Below are 14,249 nucleotides of genomic sequence, written 5' to 3'. Positions count from 1 at the left end.
GTTAGTCTCTCCTTGCCTCAGCGAGCGAAATACCACCAAATGGACGTAGTGAGACGCCCTTAATATCAGAGCTAGTTGCTTGGAACCTTAGCCCGTGAGCAATTGGAACGAGAGGCAGTTGCTCAATGACCATTTTTTGTGCTTGCTGATAATAGTACTTTCTTTCTTCCATATCGTTGGTGTCTAAAGCTTGAGTGAGCAATAAATCAAACTCCGGATTACACCAGTTGGAAGGGTTTTTGCCACTAAATGTTGCAGTGCAGCTCAATAATGGGCTGAAGAAATTGTCTGGATCAGGCGTATCTGCTGCCCAGCCTAATAATACGCTATCGTGCTCATGGCGGCCAACGCGTTCAATAAAGGTATTCCATTCGTACTCCACGATTTTGGCATTGACGCCAATATCACGTAAATCACGTTGAATAAGCTCAGCCATTTTCCGCGCGTTAGGATTGTAAATTCGCGACACCGGCATGGCCCATAAGGTCATGGAAAAACCGCCCTCAAGACCCGCTTGTTTCAAATACTCTTTGGCTTTTTCAGGGTCATATGTTGGCATTTTTTGCTGTGCTTCAAATGCCCATGAAGAAGGGGGAAGCATCGAGCGGGCTAAAATCCCATTGTTGTAAAATACCGCTTGCATGATTTTTTCAAAATCTATGCTGTGCGCCAGCGCTTTGCGGACCAGTGGATTATCAAATGGTGGCTTTTCGGTGTTGAATGCCCAGTAACCTATATTCAGATTTGCGGCCTTTTCAACTTCTATGTCTTTTCGTTGCTCCAGCACGGTGAGCTGGGTAGCACTGGGATGCGCCGTAATATCACATTCTTTTGTTAGCATTTTCGCGATGCGGCTAGTGCCATTGGTGGTGATATCGTAGACCAATTGCTCCATGTATACTGGGTGTTTCCAGTAATGCTCATGGCGATAATATCGGATCAGGTTATCACGTAAAAATTCACGGTACTTATACGGACCTGTGCCGACGGGCTTTTGATCAAAATCTTGCTTATGTTCAAGCTCTATAAGCTGATCGGCATATTCTTTAGAAAGAATGACAGCGAAGTCTGTTCCGATATTGGATAAAAAGCTACTTTCCGCGTTGAACAGATCAAAGCGAACGGTATGTTCATCCACTTTTTTTACTTGGCGGATCAGTTGGTCGAGTCCAATACTTTGAAAATAAGGATAATTTGCATCACCAACAAAGTGGTATGGATTGTAAACATCAAATAAACGGTTAAATGAGAATACCACATCATCGGCATTCATTTTTCTTGTTGGTGTGAAGTAGAGGGTATCGTGAAATTGGACATCATCCCTCAGGGTAAAAGTGAAAGATTTACCGTCTTCGCTGACCTGCCAAGACGTTGCCAACTCTGGTAAGAATTCGCCGCTTTCAGGATCAATACTGATCAAGGTGTCATAAAGCTGATTGGCAATAATATCAATCGTAGACCCTGTTGTGGTCACTTGTGGATTAAATGACACAGGGTTCGCCTCTGCACAATATACTAAGCCTTGTGACTTATCATTCACTTTATTTGGCGCCTGATCTGTACAGCCAAATAAAGCGGTACACAGCACACCAAAAAACAATTTACGCACCACTATGCCTCTTGTTTTTGGTTTTGGTCCAGTAGGTTGTATTTTTTCAAATAACCTCTCAGTTGATGATACGTCAAACCAAGGTTTTGTGCAGTTTTCTTTTGATTAAATTGACTAAATTCAAGCGCTTTTTGCAGCATTGTGATTTCATAGTCGTTGGAAAGCGATTTTAAATCACAAGGGAAGTCGAATTCGAGGGCTGGATCTGCCTGTTGTTCATTACTCGGTTGCGCCGTAGGCAAAGACTCAACTTTATGAGTGGCTGAAGTTGTTGGTAGGGCGCTTGGCGCTTTGATCCGTTGACTCGGCCTAAATGGGCTAGCAAAAGGGTCAAACACAATATCATGAACCGGAATTTGGTCATTGCCATGACGATATAAACTACGTTCAACTACATTTTTGAGCTCACGGATATTACCGGGCCACGGGTAATCAAGCAGTTTCTCGATGGCTTTGCGGGTAAAGCCGCTAAATAACTCCCATCCTAAATCCCGAGCCATATTTATCGCAAAATGTTCGGCCAATAATAAGATGTCTTCTTTTCTTGCTCTTAATGGCGGTAAGGTGATGACGTCAAATGCGAGGCGGTCTAATAAGTCGTGTCTGAACTCTCCAGCATCGGCAAGAGAGGGGAGATCTTCATTGGTAGCGCATACTAGTCGAGTATCTACTTTTACGGTTTGCTTGCCGCCAACTCGCTCGAACTCGCCGTATTCAATTACACGCAAGAGCTTTTCTTGCACCATTGCAGAGGTATTAGCCAACTCATCCAAAAACAGTGTGCCACTGTTAGCGCGTTCAAATCGACCTTCATGGCGCTTGCTTGCACCAGTAAAGGCACCACTCTCATGACCAAATAACTCACTCTCTAAGAGGTTTTCGTTTAGGGCTGCGCAGTTTAGTTTGACGTATTCCTGATCCCACCGCTCTGAGAGATAATGCAAACGTGCCGCAATTAACTCTTTACCTGTGCCACGCTCGCCGATAATAAGCACGGGCTTTTCTAAAGGAGCGAGCTGTGAAACCTTGTCCAGTACAGCTAAAAAGCTGTCAGATTGGCCTAATAAATTATCCTGTTGGCGAAAACGGCTCATATTGCCTAACTCTTAGTGGTTTTTACTAATAACTAGTGTATTTCAAAAAAAGGGATAACTAAAGGCTTTTTGAAAATAAAATAACCTTATGATTTTATTGTGTTTTTAATTTTGTTAAAGTTGGCAAGCTATTTGATACATAGAAGTAAGCAATTTAGCTATTAACCAAAGAGGTAACCACTATGGGAATTTTTTCTCGTTTTGCAGACATAGTGAATTCTAATATCAATGCTATTTTGGATAAAGCCGAAGATCCAGAAAAAATGGTTCGCCTAATTATCCAAGAAATGGAAGATACACTAGTCGAAGTAAGATCGACCTCAGCAAAAACACTCGCTGAGAAAAAGGAGTTAACACGCCGTCTAGATCAGCTAAAAGCACAGGTAGATGATTGGCAAACCAAAGCAGAGCTTGCACTAAGTAAAGAACGTGAAGATTTAGCGCGTGCTGCTTTACTTGAAAAGCAAAAGTCTGCGGAAGATGTTGCAGCCCTTGAAAAAGAGCTAGAGCACGTAGACACGCACATTGAAAAGCTGCAGCAAGAAGTCAGTACATTACAAGATAAACTGGCCGACGCAAAAGCGCGCCAAAAAGCGATTGTACTACGTCAGCGCTCAGCAGAATCTCGTTTAGAGGTGAAAAAGGCACTCGACAGCAGTAAAGTAGATGATGCCCTAAATCGCTTTGAACGTTATGAGAGCAAAATCGATGGCCTAGAGTCACAAATCGAATCTTACGATTTAGGTAAGAAATCTTTAGCGGATGAGATTGCTGATCTGCAAAAGAACGAAAAGATTGACGATGAGCTTGAACAGCTGAAAAAGAAAATGGCTGAAAAGTGAAAATAATTGCACCTACTGTCAGGGTAGGTGCTAACCAACTACAATAATAACAGCCAGGTTGAAGGCAGGAGAAGATTATGTTTGACGCAGAAGTTTTGATGGCTCCGTTGATTATTTTTATGGTCATCGTGGCACCACTTTGGTTAATTTTGCACTACCGCAGCAAAAAGCAGGTAAGCCAAGGGTTAAGTGAACACGAGCATCGTCAGCTTATCGAATTAGCCAGCAAGGCAGAAAAAATGGCAGATCGTGTTGAAACGTTAGAAGCTTTACTTGATCAAGAGTCACCACAATGGAGACGCAAGTTATGAGTAGACTAAAGCGAGAGCTATATCGTGACCCAAGTCGCGGCAAGGTAGCCGGAGTATGCGCAGGTCTTAGCGATTACTTCAACATGGAGTTATGGCTTGTTAGGATTTTATTCATCACAGCCGTGCTATTATCAGGTGGTCCATTATTTATCGTCGTGTATGTGGCATGCTGGTTTATTCTAGATAAACGCGAAGTGACGCCAAACCGTTCGTCTGATGCGAAAGATGAAGATAAAGTATCGGTGAAGTTTAAGGTGTGGCAAAAAGGCGAGCCGCCAAGACAGGCACTTTATGACCTAAAAGACAGATTATCACGACTTGACGGTCGTATTCAGAACATGGAACGCTACGTAACTTCCCCTGAATTTACGGTTAGCAGAGAAATTGACAAGCTATAAGGCGGTATTGGCCGCCTTGGCATTTTCTTGAGGGGCACTTTTCTACTTATGACTACGTCACGTTTTCGAACCCCATCTTCCTTAGATAAGTTAAAACAACAAGCCAAAAAAACGCTCCACCGCTCTTTTGATAAGCATATCAAGCTTGCCGTAACCGGGTTTAGTGGCAGCGGGAAAACCGCATTTATCACGGCTCTTATCAAGCATCTGACTACTCAAACGAGCACCGACAACTTACCGTTTTTAGATGTCGTGAGTGAAGGCCGTCTTGTTGCGTGTCGCCCTGAGCCGCAGAAGGCGCTGGCGGTGCCAACTTTTGACTATCAACAAGCAATAACTTGTTTGTTGGAAGAGCCGCCAACATGGCCTGCGTCGACCAAACGTATCAATACCTTAACACTGGCGTTTAGGTATCATAGTGAACGCGGACTCAAACAGCACTTAGCGCAAACCCATACACTATACCTTGAACTATATGATTACCCAGGTGAATGGTTAATGGACTTGCCACTGCTTAAAATGACTTTTCCCGAGTGGTGTGACCAGCAATTTGCATTATTAAATAAGCCAAAATATCAGCCATTTGCACAAACGTTTTTACAGCTACTCGAGCAGTTTGATGGGACGGAAGCGGTGGATGAAAGTAAGCTGAAAATGCTTGCACAAAGTTACCATGCGCTTTTAGCGCAGCTGCAGCGGGACACTCGTTTATCTAACTTGCAACCTGGCCGAGCGTTGATCCCGGGTGACCTTGAGGGAGCGCCAATATTGCTGTTTTTCCCGGTACAAGTTCACCCAAACGACATTACCGAACATTCACAATATCAACAGCTTGTGGAGCGTTTTGAAGCCTACAAAAAGCAAGTAATCGCGCCATTTTACAAAGATTACTTTTGCCAGTTTGACCGCCAAGTCGTGTTAGTTGATCTGTTGGGTAGCTTAAGTGATGGCTATGACACACTGAAAGAGCAAGAAGTTGCGTTAAAGCAGATCCTCGCCATGTTTTCTCATGGTAAAAGTGGCTTTTTGTCTCGTTTATTTAACCCAAAAATAGATAAGGTGCTATTTGCCGCCAACAAATGTGATGGTGTCTTGAACGAGCAGCAGACCAATTTGACAAGGTTGTTAAATGAAATGCTGGTGGACAGCGCCAATGAGCTTCGCTTTAACGGGGTAACAGTGGACACGATGTCTCTTTCTTCGGTGAGAAGTGTTGAGTCAAGGGCGGTGAAAGAGGGGACGCAACATCTGCAATGTATTTACGGCAAGCCAGTCGGCGAGCAGCAGTTTATTAATTATGTGCCACCAACCCCGCCTGATCACGTCCCAAAAGCGCAGGCTTGGCCTCAAAATGGGTTTGAGTTTTTAGCGTTTGAACCGCTACCTGCGAGGCAAGGAAACTTATTGCATATCAGGCTTGATCATGCTTTGCAGTTCTTAATTGGAGATAAATTAAGATGACAGATCAGACAAAATCTTACCAAGGTTCGGGTAGACGCTTAAATATCGACACTGAAAGCCAAGATGAGTCTCAACATTTGGGTGGTGAAGGCAAAGTTCTCGGCAATGAGCTGGTTGTGAGTGAGAGCCTTGATACTGTGGCTGAACCCGAGCTACCGAAAATTGAACGTATTTACGAATCGCCTTGGCGATTCGGCTTTAAACAGTGCTTTTTGCTCGCGCTATTAGTACTTATTATTGTGGAAGCAGCACTGACCTTGATAGAAAGCTATGAGCAAAATATTCTGCTGTTTAGTTTATACACCACCGTGTTGTCCCTTGGTTTACTTGCGCTATTTAAGTTCTTATTTTCAGAAGTCATCGCACTTAGCAGACTTAAACAACATCAGCAAATTAAGCATGATGCCCAGCGCTTATTACAGAGTGACCAAATTGGCGAGGCACGAGCCTGGCTTGCACCACTATTAAAAGCGCATCCAGAACAAAAGGTTGCCGCATTTGAAGAGGCGTTACAGCCTCACCATACAGACAAAGAAGTCATCACTTTATATGAAAAAACTTTGCTCCGAGGCCAAGATGCTGAAGCTAAGAAGCTAATTCAAGAGCATGCGACAACATCGGCGCTCTTAGTTGCTTTAAGTCCACTTGCACTTGTGGATATGCTGGCGGTGCTTTGGCGCGGAGTCGTGCTGGTAGAAAAGATCAGCAAACATTATGGTATTCGATTAGCGTATCGCAGCCGCATCACCTTATATAAAATGTTGTTGAAGCAAATGGTATTTGTTGGCGCAAGTGAACTGGTAAGCGACCTTGCTGCTACCAGTGTGGGGGCTGAATTACTTGGCAAGCTTTCTACCCGTTCAGCACAGGGCCTGAGTGCCGGGATATTCACAGCTCGTTTGGGCTATAAGGCGATGGAACTTTGTCGACCATTACCACGCTTGGAGCACAAACAAAGCCTTTTGAAAAGTGCGATTAGCTCAGTCGTTGATGTGCTACTAAGGCGTAGCAAAAAAGACTAAACGGCAACAATTTTATACACCTCTTTAAGTAAAATAGGCTAGTCACAATAAGTGAACTAGCCGTCTCCCCATCTGGCATGCTTGTCTATTTTTCTAAACTGCCCTACATATTGGTTATTACACAAAAACGACGCTAATCAATTCACTACCATGTTTATTTGGTTGGCAATAATAAAATCAGCAGGCAAGTATGAAAAAATTAAGAGATGACAGTCAGTGTATTCACGGACCCAATCATTTTGACGACCCACATGGGGCGTTAACAGCTCCTTTGTATCAAACCTCAACATTCCACTTTAAAGACGCAGCGCAAGGTGCGGCACGGTTTGCCGGTGAAGAGCCCGGCTATATCTATACTCGCTTAGGCAACCCTACGACGCGAGAGCTAGAAGAAAAAGTAGCTCGACTCGAGGGAATGGAAGATGCTGCGGCGACCGCCACTGGTATGGGGGCTGTGTCTGCATCGGTGCTGAGCTTTTTGCAGCAAGGCGACCATATGATTGCATCAAGCGCATTATATGGCTGTAGCTTCGCACTATTTGCGCATATGTTGCCTAAATTCGGTATTGAGGTGTCATTTGTAGACTTAACCGATGAGCACGCGTTACGTGATGCGGTACAGGAAAATACAAAACTATTGTTTGCCGAAACGCCGATCAACCCCAACATGACGGTATTAGATCTGAAAATGTTAGGAGAGATCGCTAAACAGTACGAGCTCTTGTTTGTCGTTGACAATACCTTTATGACACCGCTTTTACAAAAGCCTGTGAATTATGGTGCTGATCTTATTGTGCACAGCGCAACCAAGTATCTAAATGGTCATGGGGATGTGGTAGCAGGGCTCGTGTGCGGTTCAAAAGAGCACATAGAACTTATCAAATTAACCGTGTTAAAAGACATTGGCGCTACAATCAGTCCTCATGATGCTTGGTTAATCAATCGAGGGTTGAAAACATTAGCTTTGCGTGTACAGCGCCACTGTCAAAGCGCACAAACGGTAGCAGAGTTCCTAGAAGCGCACCCTAAAGTGAATAAAGTCTACTACCCTGGTTTACCTTCGCATCCTGGTTACCAATTTCTAGGTGAACAAATGAAAGGGGCTGGTGGGGTAATTGCTTTTGAAATCAACGGCTCGCTAGAGCAGGGTGAACAATTTATCAATGCGACTGAGCTGTGTACGTTAGCGGTAAGTCTAGGTGACCCAGAAACGCTCATTCAACATCCGGCATCAATGACACACTCTCCTTATACACAAGAGGAAAGGTTAGCTGCGGGAATTTCTGATGGACTAATTCGGATTTCAGTGGGGCTTGAAGACGTAGAAGACATTATTGACGATCTTAAGCAGGCGTTTGATAAAATATAGCTGTAAGTTAATTTTTACGAAGGGGTTGGGTTTAGCCCCTTTTTATTATGTGTGTAATTTTAATTTTACAGATGTGTATTTTATAGTTTACGAAAATGCTTGTTGTGCGAAATGTGATAAACGTGCTCACTATTAAACTTTCCTTCACTTTTACTTAGTATCAAAGTCACAAGTTGAAGCGCTCCGAACCATCAACAGGACGGCAATTGAAATTGCAAGATCATAAACTCGGGGTGAAGTAAGTGAGAATGTAAAATGGCTAAAGCAAGTAAATATGTATCTAAGCAGCCAGATGAAAATGGCGTTATTGCTTGGACAGATGAAGAGAATCAAATTTGGTCAGAGTTAGTTGCACGTCAGCTAGCGTGTATCGAAGGCAAAGCCTGTGATGAATATTTGGCGGGCCTTGAGAAAATTAACTTACCAAAAGACCGCATTCCACAACTAAGTGAGTTAAACGAAGCACTAGCGAAAGAAACGGGTTGGCAGGTAGCACCAGTGCCGGCATTGATTGATTTCGATGAGTTCTTTCGATTACTTGCCAACAAACAGTTTCCTGTAGCGACCTTTATTCGCTCAAGAGAAGAGTTTGATTACCTGCAAGAACCAGATATCTTCCATGAGATTTTTGGCCATTGTGCAATGCTAACGAATCCAGCATTCGCCGAGTTTACACACAAGTATGGTCAGCTAGGCTATGCCGCTGAGAAGAAAGACCGCGTATACCTTGCACGCTTATACTGGTTTACCGTCGAATTCGGCTTGATGCAAACCGAGCAAGGTCTACGTATCTACGGTGGCGGTGTGCTATCAAGCCCAGGTGAGACTCAATATGTTTACTCCGACAAACCAGAAATTAATCCGCTTAAAGTGTTAGATGTGTTACGTACACCTTATCGCATCGACATTATGCAACCTGTTTACTATACAATTAACTCAATCAACGACTTATTTGAGATCTCTAAAATGGATATCATGTCGCAGGTTGAACAAGCAAAAGAGCTAGGGTTATTTGAACCTAAGTTTCCGCCAAAAGAAAAACTAGCAAGTTAAGGAATTATCAATGTCTGATTTAAGTGCACAAAAATGTGAAGCGTGTCGTGCGGATGCGCCTAAAGTATCAGATGAAGAACTAGCGGTTCTAATCAAACAGATCCCTGATTGGGTACCTGAAGTACGCGATGGTATTATGCAGCTTGAGCGTGTTTACAAGTTTAAAAACTTTAAACAAGCAATTGCGTTCACAAACAAGGTGGGTGATATGGCTGAAGAAGAAGGCCATCACCCAGGTTTACTTACCGAATGGGGTAAAGTGACGGTAACGTGGTGGAGCCATACTATTAAAGGTCTTCATAAAAACGATTTTATCTGTGCTGCTAAAACCGACGAAGTATTCGCACAGTAGGTCGACATTTATGTCGACAAATATCGGTAAGGTAGATGTCGGCAAATAGTGCGAAGGTAAATGTCGGCAAATATTGCTAAGGTAAATGTCGACAAATCCATGTTTCGACCTACAAAATAGAAACGGCGCTGAACAAGCGCCGTTTTTATTCATCATTTAGGATAAAAGCCAAGCAAAGCTTTGTCTTTTCGTTTTCCAACCAAATACAACTAACGCTAGCAGAAATAGATTAATCTATTTCTTATCCCGCCCTCAGGTTACGTAAACGTAGGGCTAATTATGCCATTAGTCCACAAAATAGCGGTTGCAGCAAGAATGATGACTAACAATACTAGGCCACAAGTCACAACCGAGCTGGCATAAATAAACCCACGCTCTTCAGGAATATGCATAAGAATAGGCACGCCCGTATAAAGCAGATAAACGGAGTACGCCAGTGCAACCATTCCAACCGATACGACAAACCAAAGTTCAGGATAAAATGCCGCAAATGCCGACATAAACATTGGCGTTGCTGTGTAGGCTGATAACTCTAGAGTCTGTGTATAGGTCGGCGTTGAGCCAAAAGTGATGGCCATCCAGTGGGCGAGATATGCCAGAATAAAGACGCCTGCAATTAATGCGCAGTACATTGCAACACCAATTAATATTGCCGACTCATGAGTTAAATAGACAGCATCCCCTGTACCAACACTCCAGCCTAAGTAGACTGAAGAATAATACCCCATAATGCTTGGGATCAGCGCAACAAGTGCAATATGTGACAAACTGTAAAACATACTTTCGTGACGGTTATCAATTGTTTGCCACTCTTCGTGCGGGTGAGCATATAAGCCCCATAGATGATTAAAGATCATAGTTAGCCCCTCAAATATAGGTTTGTACTATTTTTGTACAATTCAATTAAGTTATGAGAGATGAGTTAATTTTTGTCAAGAAAATGTAGTTGAATAGCAATATTACTATTTTCAGAATGATCTAAAACTTCTTGGGGAATAGCCTTGTGGTGCACCTTGCAGCGAGAAGTTATGATAAAATGGCGCAAACACATTAGTCTTTTGTTGTTATGTTAGAAAAGTACACAGATTTACTTACGCCTATTAACCAGTTTTTGGGCTGTGAAACCCCGCAAGCTTGGATTGAAAAAGCAAAGCAAAGCGAGCACTTACCATTATTGCTTATCGATCATATGCATTGTGAGTTAAAAGCGGCGCAAAGTGCGGCCTTCTTAATTCGTAAATATGCAATAGATGATGCGTCTGCAAAAACATTGTTAAGTTGGTTGCAACCTTACGAAGATTTTATTTATCGCAGTGTTGGTGATGGCGAGTTTTCAGGCAGTAAAAATGAATTGATTGGTGAGTTAACTGCACGACCTGAATATGCTTACAATCAAGATATCTTGAGTAAGATGGTGAGGCTTATCAAAGAAGAGCTACATCACTTTGAACAGGTGCTAGAAATCATAAGGGCACGTGACATTCCTGTTGAGTACGTACAAGCATCTCGCTATGCGTCTGGAATGATCAAACACATTCGCACTTATGAACCCGCAGCCCTGGTTGATAAACTGATCATTGGTGCTTACATTGAGGCTCGTTCATGTGAGCGTTTCGCCAAACTTGCGCCACACTTAGATCAAGAAATTGCGAAGTTTTATGTGTCGCTATTGCGCTCTGAAGCCAGACATTACCAAGACTATATTGATTTGGCGCATCAAGTTGCCAACGCAACCAATCCTAAGCGCTGTGATGTAGCTGGGCGCATTCAACTATTTCAGCAAGTGGAAAACGAGCTTATCCGCTCGCCGGACCTTGATTTCAAGTTCCACTCAGGTGCGCCTATTTAAGCACTAAATTTATTCAAAAGGGTGGCAAAGGAGCTGCTGTTTGCCACCGTCATCAACGACGATATATGAACTTTGTGAATACCAATCGCCAAGCACAGTGCGTACCTTACCGCCTTGGTATGTGTGCACCTTTGGTCTGTGGGTGTGGCCGTGGATCATATTGTCTACGCCATGTTTTGCGAACATGTCTGCCACTGCTTCTTCGGTGACATCTAGAATCTCGAGGGGCTTGCCTTTTTGGTTTTCAATGCTCTTACGTCTTGCATTTGCAGCGACTCTGCGACGATACCAAAGTGGCATAGCAAGCATCAGCCTTGGCCACCACCAACCGCGGCTTTTCCTGCGAAACTTTTGATAGGCTTCGTCTTGTGTACACATCTCGTCGCCGTGCAAAATCACCGTTGGTGTGCCGTATAGATCTATCACCGCTTGTTCAGGTAGCAAAGTCATTTGGCATTCGTCAGCAAAGGCTTGTTTGATTAAAAAATCACGGTTACCGTGAATAAAAAAGACTTGAATGCCAAGGTGACTCAAGCTTCGCAGTTTTTGTGCAATACTTAGGGCGTAGGGGTCTTTTTCATCGTCTCCAATCCACACTTCAAAAAAATCACCCAAAATATATAAAGCGTCGACATCGGCGGTCATATGATGGTCGAGAAAAGCGAAAAAAGCGGCGGTGATATCAGTGCGGTGCTCGGTTAAATGCAAGTCGGCGATAAAATAGGTTTTACCCATGGGACCTCAAAACTAATAAGGCCAGCATAAATACTGGCCTTGAATAAAAAGTAGGATATTACTCAGCAACGTATGCTTTTTCGATGATCACATCTTCAAGCGGTACGTCTTGGTGGAAACCAGAAGAACCAGTAGCAACACCTTTAATCTTATTTACTACGTCCATGCCTTCAACAACTTCACCGAATACACAGTAACCCCAAGCTTGCGATGTTTCGCTTGAGAAGTTAAGGAAGTCATTGTCGTTAACATTGATAAAAAATTGTGCAGTTGCAGAGTGTGGATCTGGCGTACGTGCCATTGCTAGAGTACCCACTTTGTTTGCAACACCGTTGTTTGCTTCGTTTTTGATCGGTGCTTCAACTGGTTTTTGTTCCATACCCGATGCGAATCCGCCACCTTGAACCATAAAGCCGTCGATTACACGGTGGAAAATAGTACCGTTATAAAACTCGCTGTTTACGTAGTTTAGGAAGTTAGCTACCGTTTCAGGCGCTTTGTCAGCGAAAAGATTAATACGGATTTCGCCGTGATTTGTTTCTAAAACAACCATGTTAGTGTCCATCGTGTTGAATGATAAAACCCTATTTTATATCAACTGGGCTTTTGTGAAAAAGCATTCCTTAAAAATCAGCGTAAAAAATCAAAAAACTGCCGTAATTCGTTATTAAAATCTAGAGGCGCTGCTATGCAGGTGGTATGATTAAAAGCACTTTTGTTAAAAAATGAACCGTACTTAGGAAGAAAACTACATGTTGCAGATTTTCAACACACTCACTCGCCAAAAAGCCCCTTTTAAACCGCTCAAAGAAGGCAAGGTTGATATGTACGTGTGTGGTATCACTATCTATGATTTCTGTCATGTAGGACACGCACGCACTTACGTTTCATTTGACGTAATGAACCGTTATTTACGTTATTTAGGTTATGACGTCACGTATGTTCGTAATATTACTGACGTGGATGACAAGATCATTAAACGCGCCGCGGAAAACAAAGAGTCGATTAATGATCTAACCGTTCGCATGACCAAAGCCATGCATGAAGATTTTACTGCGTTGAACATGCTGCCTGCGGATATTGAGCCGACGGTAACTGGGCATATGGACGAGATCATCGAGATGATCGCGCGCTTGATTGAAAAAGGCCATGCTTACGTTGCGAAGGACGGGGATGTATTGTTTGATGTTTCAACGTTTGAGCAATATGGTCAGTTATCTCAGCAAGATTTAGAAATGCTACAAGCGGGTGCACGCGTTGAAGTAGCGCAAGACAAAGATGATCCACTTGACTTTGTATTGTGGAAAAAAGCCAAATCGGGTGAGCCTGCGTGGCAATCTCCGTGGGGCGAAGGTCGACCAGGTTGGCACATTGAGTGTAGCGCAATGAGTTCAAAGCATTTGGGTGAATTTTTTGATATTCACGGTGGGGGTTCAGATCTGCAATTCCCGCACCATGAAAACGAGATTGCCCAATCTTGCTGCGCAAATAACGGCCGTTATGTGAACACCTGGATCCACACCGGCATGGTACAAGTTAACAAAGAGAAAATGTCTAAGTCTCTTGGCAATTTCTTTACCGTACGTGAAGTGCTAAAAGCTTTTGATAGAGAAACAGTACGCTATTTCTTGATCAATGGTCATTATCGAAGCCAGCTAAACTATTCACAAGAAAACCTTGAACAAGCACGTTCGTCGCTTGAGCGTATTTACACTGCGCTACGTGGCGTTGAGCTGGTGGAAGTCGAGCTTAAAGGTAATGCTTACGCTGAACGTTTTGAGACAGCAATGAACGACGACTTCAACACGCCAGAAGCACTGCCAGTGATTTTTGAATTATCAAAAGAAGTGAATCGCTTAAAAGATAGTGACGCAAAAGCTGCTGGTGAGCACGCGTTTATTCTTGTGAAACTCGCGGAAGTCTTAGGTATTGCGCAGCAAGACCCTGAATCTTTCTTACAGGGCGAACAAGACGACGACGAAGTGGCGCAAATCGAAGCATTGATTGAAAAGCGTCGCAGCGCTCGCGAAAATAAAGATTGGGCTGCAGCGGATGAAGCGCGTGATGCGCTAACTGCCTTAGGCGTTGTGTTAGAAGATAGCGCGGGCAAAACAACTTGGCGTAAAGCTTAACCTTCTTGGTACCAACAAAATA

At 43.4% G+C, this 14,249-nt stretch carries 15 protein-coding genes; 10 read left to right on the top strand and 5 right to left on the bottom strand.

The window, feature by feature from the left end:
• Window position 1: 1 nt before the first annotated feature.
• Both NO992_RS19095 and pspF read right to left on the bottom strand, forming a co-directional pair.
• Window positions 2–1,609: an ABC transporter substrate-binding protein gene (locus tag NO992_RS19095; RefSeq protein ID WP_371379888.1), complete on the bottom strand. Its 1,608-nt coding sequence runs from the start codon at window positions 1,607–1,609 to the stop codon at window positions 2–4.
• Between the two features lie 2 nt (window positions 1,610–1,611).
• A complete protein-coding gene (pspF, locus tag NO992_RS19090) occupies window positions 1,612–2,703 on the bottom strand; it encodes a phage shock protein operon transcriptional activator (RefSeq protein WP_371379886.1) in 1,092 nt (363 codons plus the stop codon).
• A 182-nt stretch (window positions 2,704–2,885) separates the two neighbouring features.
• Between pspF and pspA the strand changes: the two genes are divergently transcribed.
• From pspA to NO992_RS19050, 8 genes are all read left to right on the top strand, one after another.
• Window positions 2,886–3,545, top strand: a complete 660-nt coding sequence (gene pspA, locus NO992_RS19085; RefSeq protein WP_010371188.1) for a phage shock protein PspA — start codon at window positions 2,886–2,888, stop codon at window positions 3,543–3,545.
• Between the two features lie 77 nt (window positions 3,546–3,622).
• Window positions 3,623–3,856 (top strand): envelope stress response membrane protein PspB, encoded by a 234-nt coding sequence (gene pspB, locus NO992_RS19080; protein ID WP_010371190.1) that lies wholly within the window; start codon window positions 3,623–3,625, stop codon window positions 3,854–3,856.
• Window positions 3,853–4,254: an envelope stress response membrane protein PspC gene (pspC, locus tag NO992_RS19075; RefSeq protein WP_371379883.1), complete on the top strand. Its 402-nt coding sequence runs from the start codon at window positions 3,853–3,855 to the stop codon at window positions 4,252–4,254. Before pspB ends, pspC begins: the two co-directional genes overlap by 4 nt.
• Before the next feature lie 48 nt (window positions 4,255–4,302).
• Window positions 4,303–5,715 carry a YcjX family protein gene (locus NO992_RS19070; protein WP_371379881.1) on the top strand — a complete coding sequence of 471 codons (1,413 nt, stop codon included), beginning with the start codon at window positions 4,303–4,305 and terminating at the stop codon, window positions 5,713–5,715.
• Complete coding sequence (locus NO992_RS19065) at window positions 5,712–6,737, top strand: TIGR01620 family protein (protein ID WP_371379879.1); 1,026 nt, start codon at window positions 5,712–5,714, stop codon at window positions 6,735–6,737. Before NO992_RS19070 ends, NO992_RS19065 begins: the two co-directional genes overlap by 4 nt.
• A 190-nt stretch (window positions 6,738–6,927) precedes the next feature.
• Window positions 6,928–8,106, top strand: coding sequence for a PLP-dependent aspartate aminotransferase family protein (locus tag NO992_RS19060; protein ID WP_206471052.1), 1,179 nt, complete (start codon window positions 6,928–6,930; stop codon window positions 8,104–8,106).
• 255 nt (window positions 8,107–8,361) lie between these two features.
• Window positions 8,362–9,159, top strand: coding sequence for a phenylalanine 4-monooxygenase (gene phhA / locus NO992_RS19055; RefSeq protein WP_010371198.1), 798 nt, complete (start codon window positions 8,362–8,364; stop codon window positions 9,157–9,159).
• A 10-nt stretch (window positions 9,160–9,169) separates the two neighbouring features.
• Window positions 9,170–9,511 carry a 4a-hydroxytetrahydrobiopterin dehydratase gene (locus tag NO992_RS19050; RefSeq protein ID WP_371379876.1) on the top strand — a complete coding sequence of 114 codons (342 nt, stop codon included), beginning with the start codon at window positions 9,170–9,172 and terminating at the stop codon, window positions 9,509–9,511.
• Between the two features lie 257 nt (window positions 9,512–9,768).
• Here the strand turns inward: NO992_RS19050 and NO992_RS19045 are convergent, their stop codons facing one another.
• The gene (locus NO992_RS19045; RefSeq protein ID WP_010606742.1) at window positions 9,769–10,368 is read right to left on the bottom strand and encodes a Yip1 family protein; all 600 of its coding nucleotides are present in this window, start codon (window positions 10,366–10,368) and stop codon (window positions 9,769–9,771) included.
• 209 nt (window positions 10,369–10,577) lie between these two features.
• Here NO992_RS19045 and NO992_RS19040 point away from each other — a divergent pair, with 209 nt between their 5' ends.
• Window positions 10,578–11,360, top strand: a complete 783-nt coding sequence (locus NO992_RS19040) for a tRNA-(ms[2]io[6]A)-hydroxylase (RefSeq protein WP_371379874.1) — start codon at window positions 10,578–10,580, stop codon at window positions 11,358–11,360.
• A gap of 9 nt (window positions 11,361–11,369) precedes the next feature.
• Here the strand turns inward: NO992_RS19040 and NO992_RS19035 are convergent, their stop codons facing one another.
• Together NO992_RS19035 and NO992_RS19030 are read right to left on the bottom strand one after the other, a co-directional pair.
• Complete coding sequence (locus NO992_RS19035) at window positions 11,370–12,095, bottom strand: UDP-2,3-diacylglucosamine diphosphatase (protein ID WP_371379872.1); 726 nt, start codon at window positions 12,093–12,095, stop codon at window positions 11,370–11,372.
• Between the two features lie 58 nt (window positions 12,096–12,153).
• Complete coding sequence (locus NO992_RS19030) at window positions 12,154–12,648, bottom strand: peptidylprolyl isomerase (protein WP_371379870.1); 495 nt, start codon at window positions 12,646–12,648, stop codon at window positions 12,154–12,156.
• Window positions 12,649–12,847: 199 nt separating this feature from the next.
• Here NO992_RS19030 and cysS point away from each other — a divergent pair, with 199 nt between their 5' ends.
• On the top strand, window positions 12,848–14,227 hold the full coding sequence (gene cysS, locus NO992_RS19025; RefSeq protein ID WP_371379868.1) for a cysteine--tRNA ligase: 1,380 nt from the start codon (window positions 12,848–12,850) through the stop codon (window positions 14,225–14,227).
• Window positions 14,228–14,249 lie beyond the last annotated feature (22 nt).

It is taken from the genome of Pseudoalteromonas sp. DY56-GL79 (genome assembly GCF_041414765.1).
Lineage (GTDB): Bacteria > Pseudomonadota > Gammaproteobacteria > Enterobacterales > Alteromonadaceae > Pseudoalteromonas > Pseudoalteromonas piscicida.
Note: the sequence above shows the minus strand (reverse complement) of the source record. Positions and strands in the feature narration are given on the sequence as shown.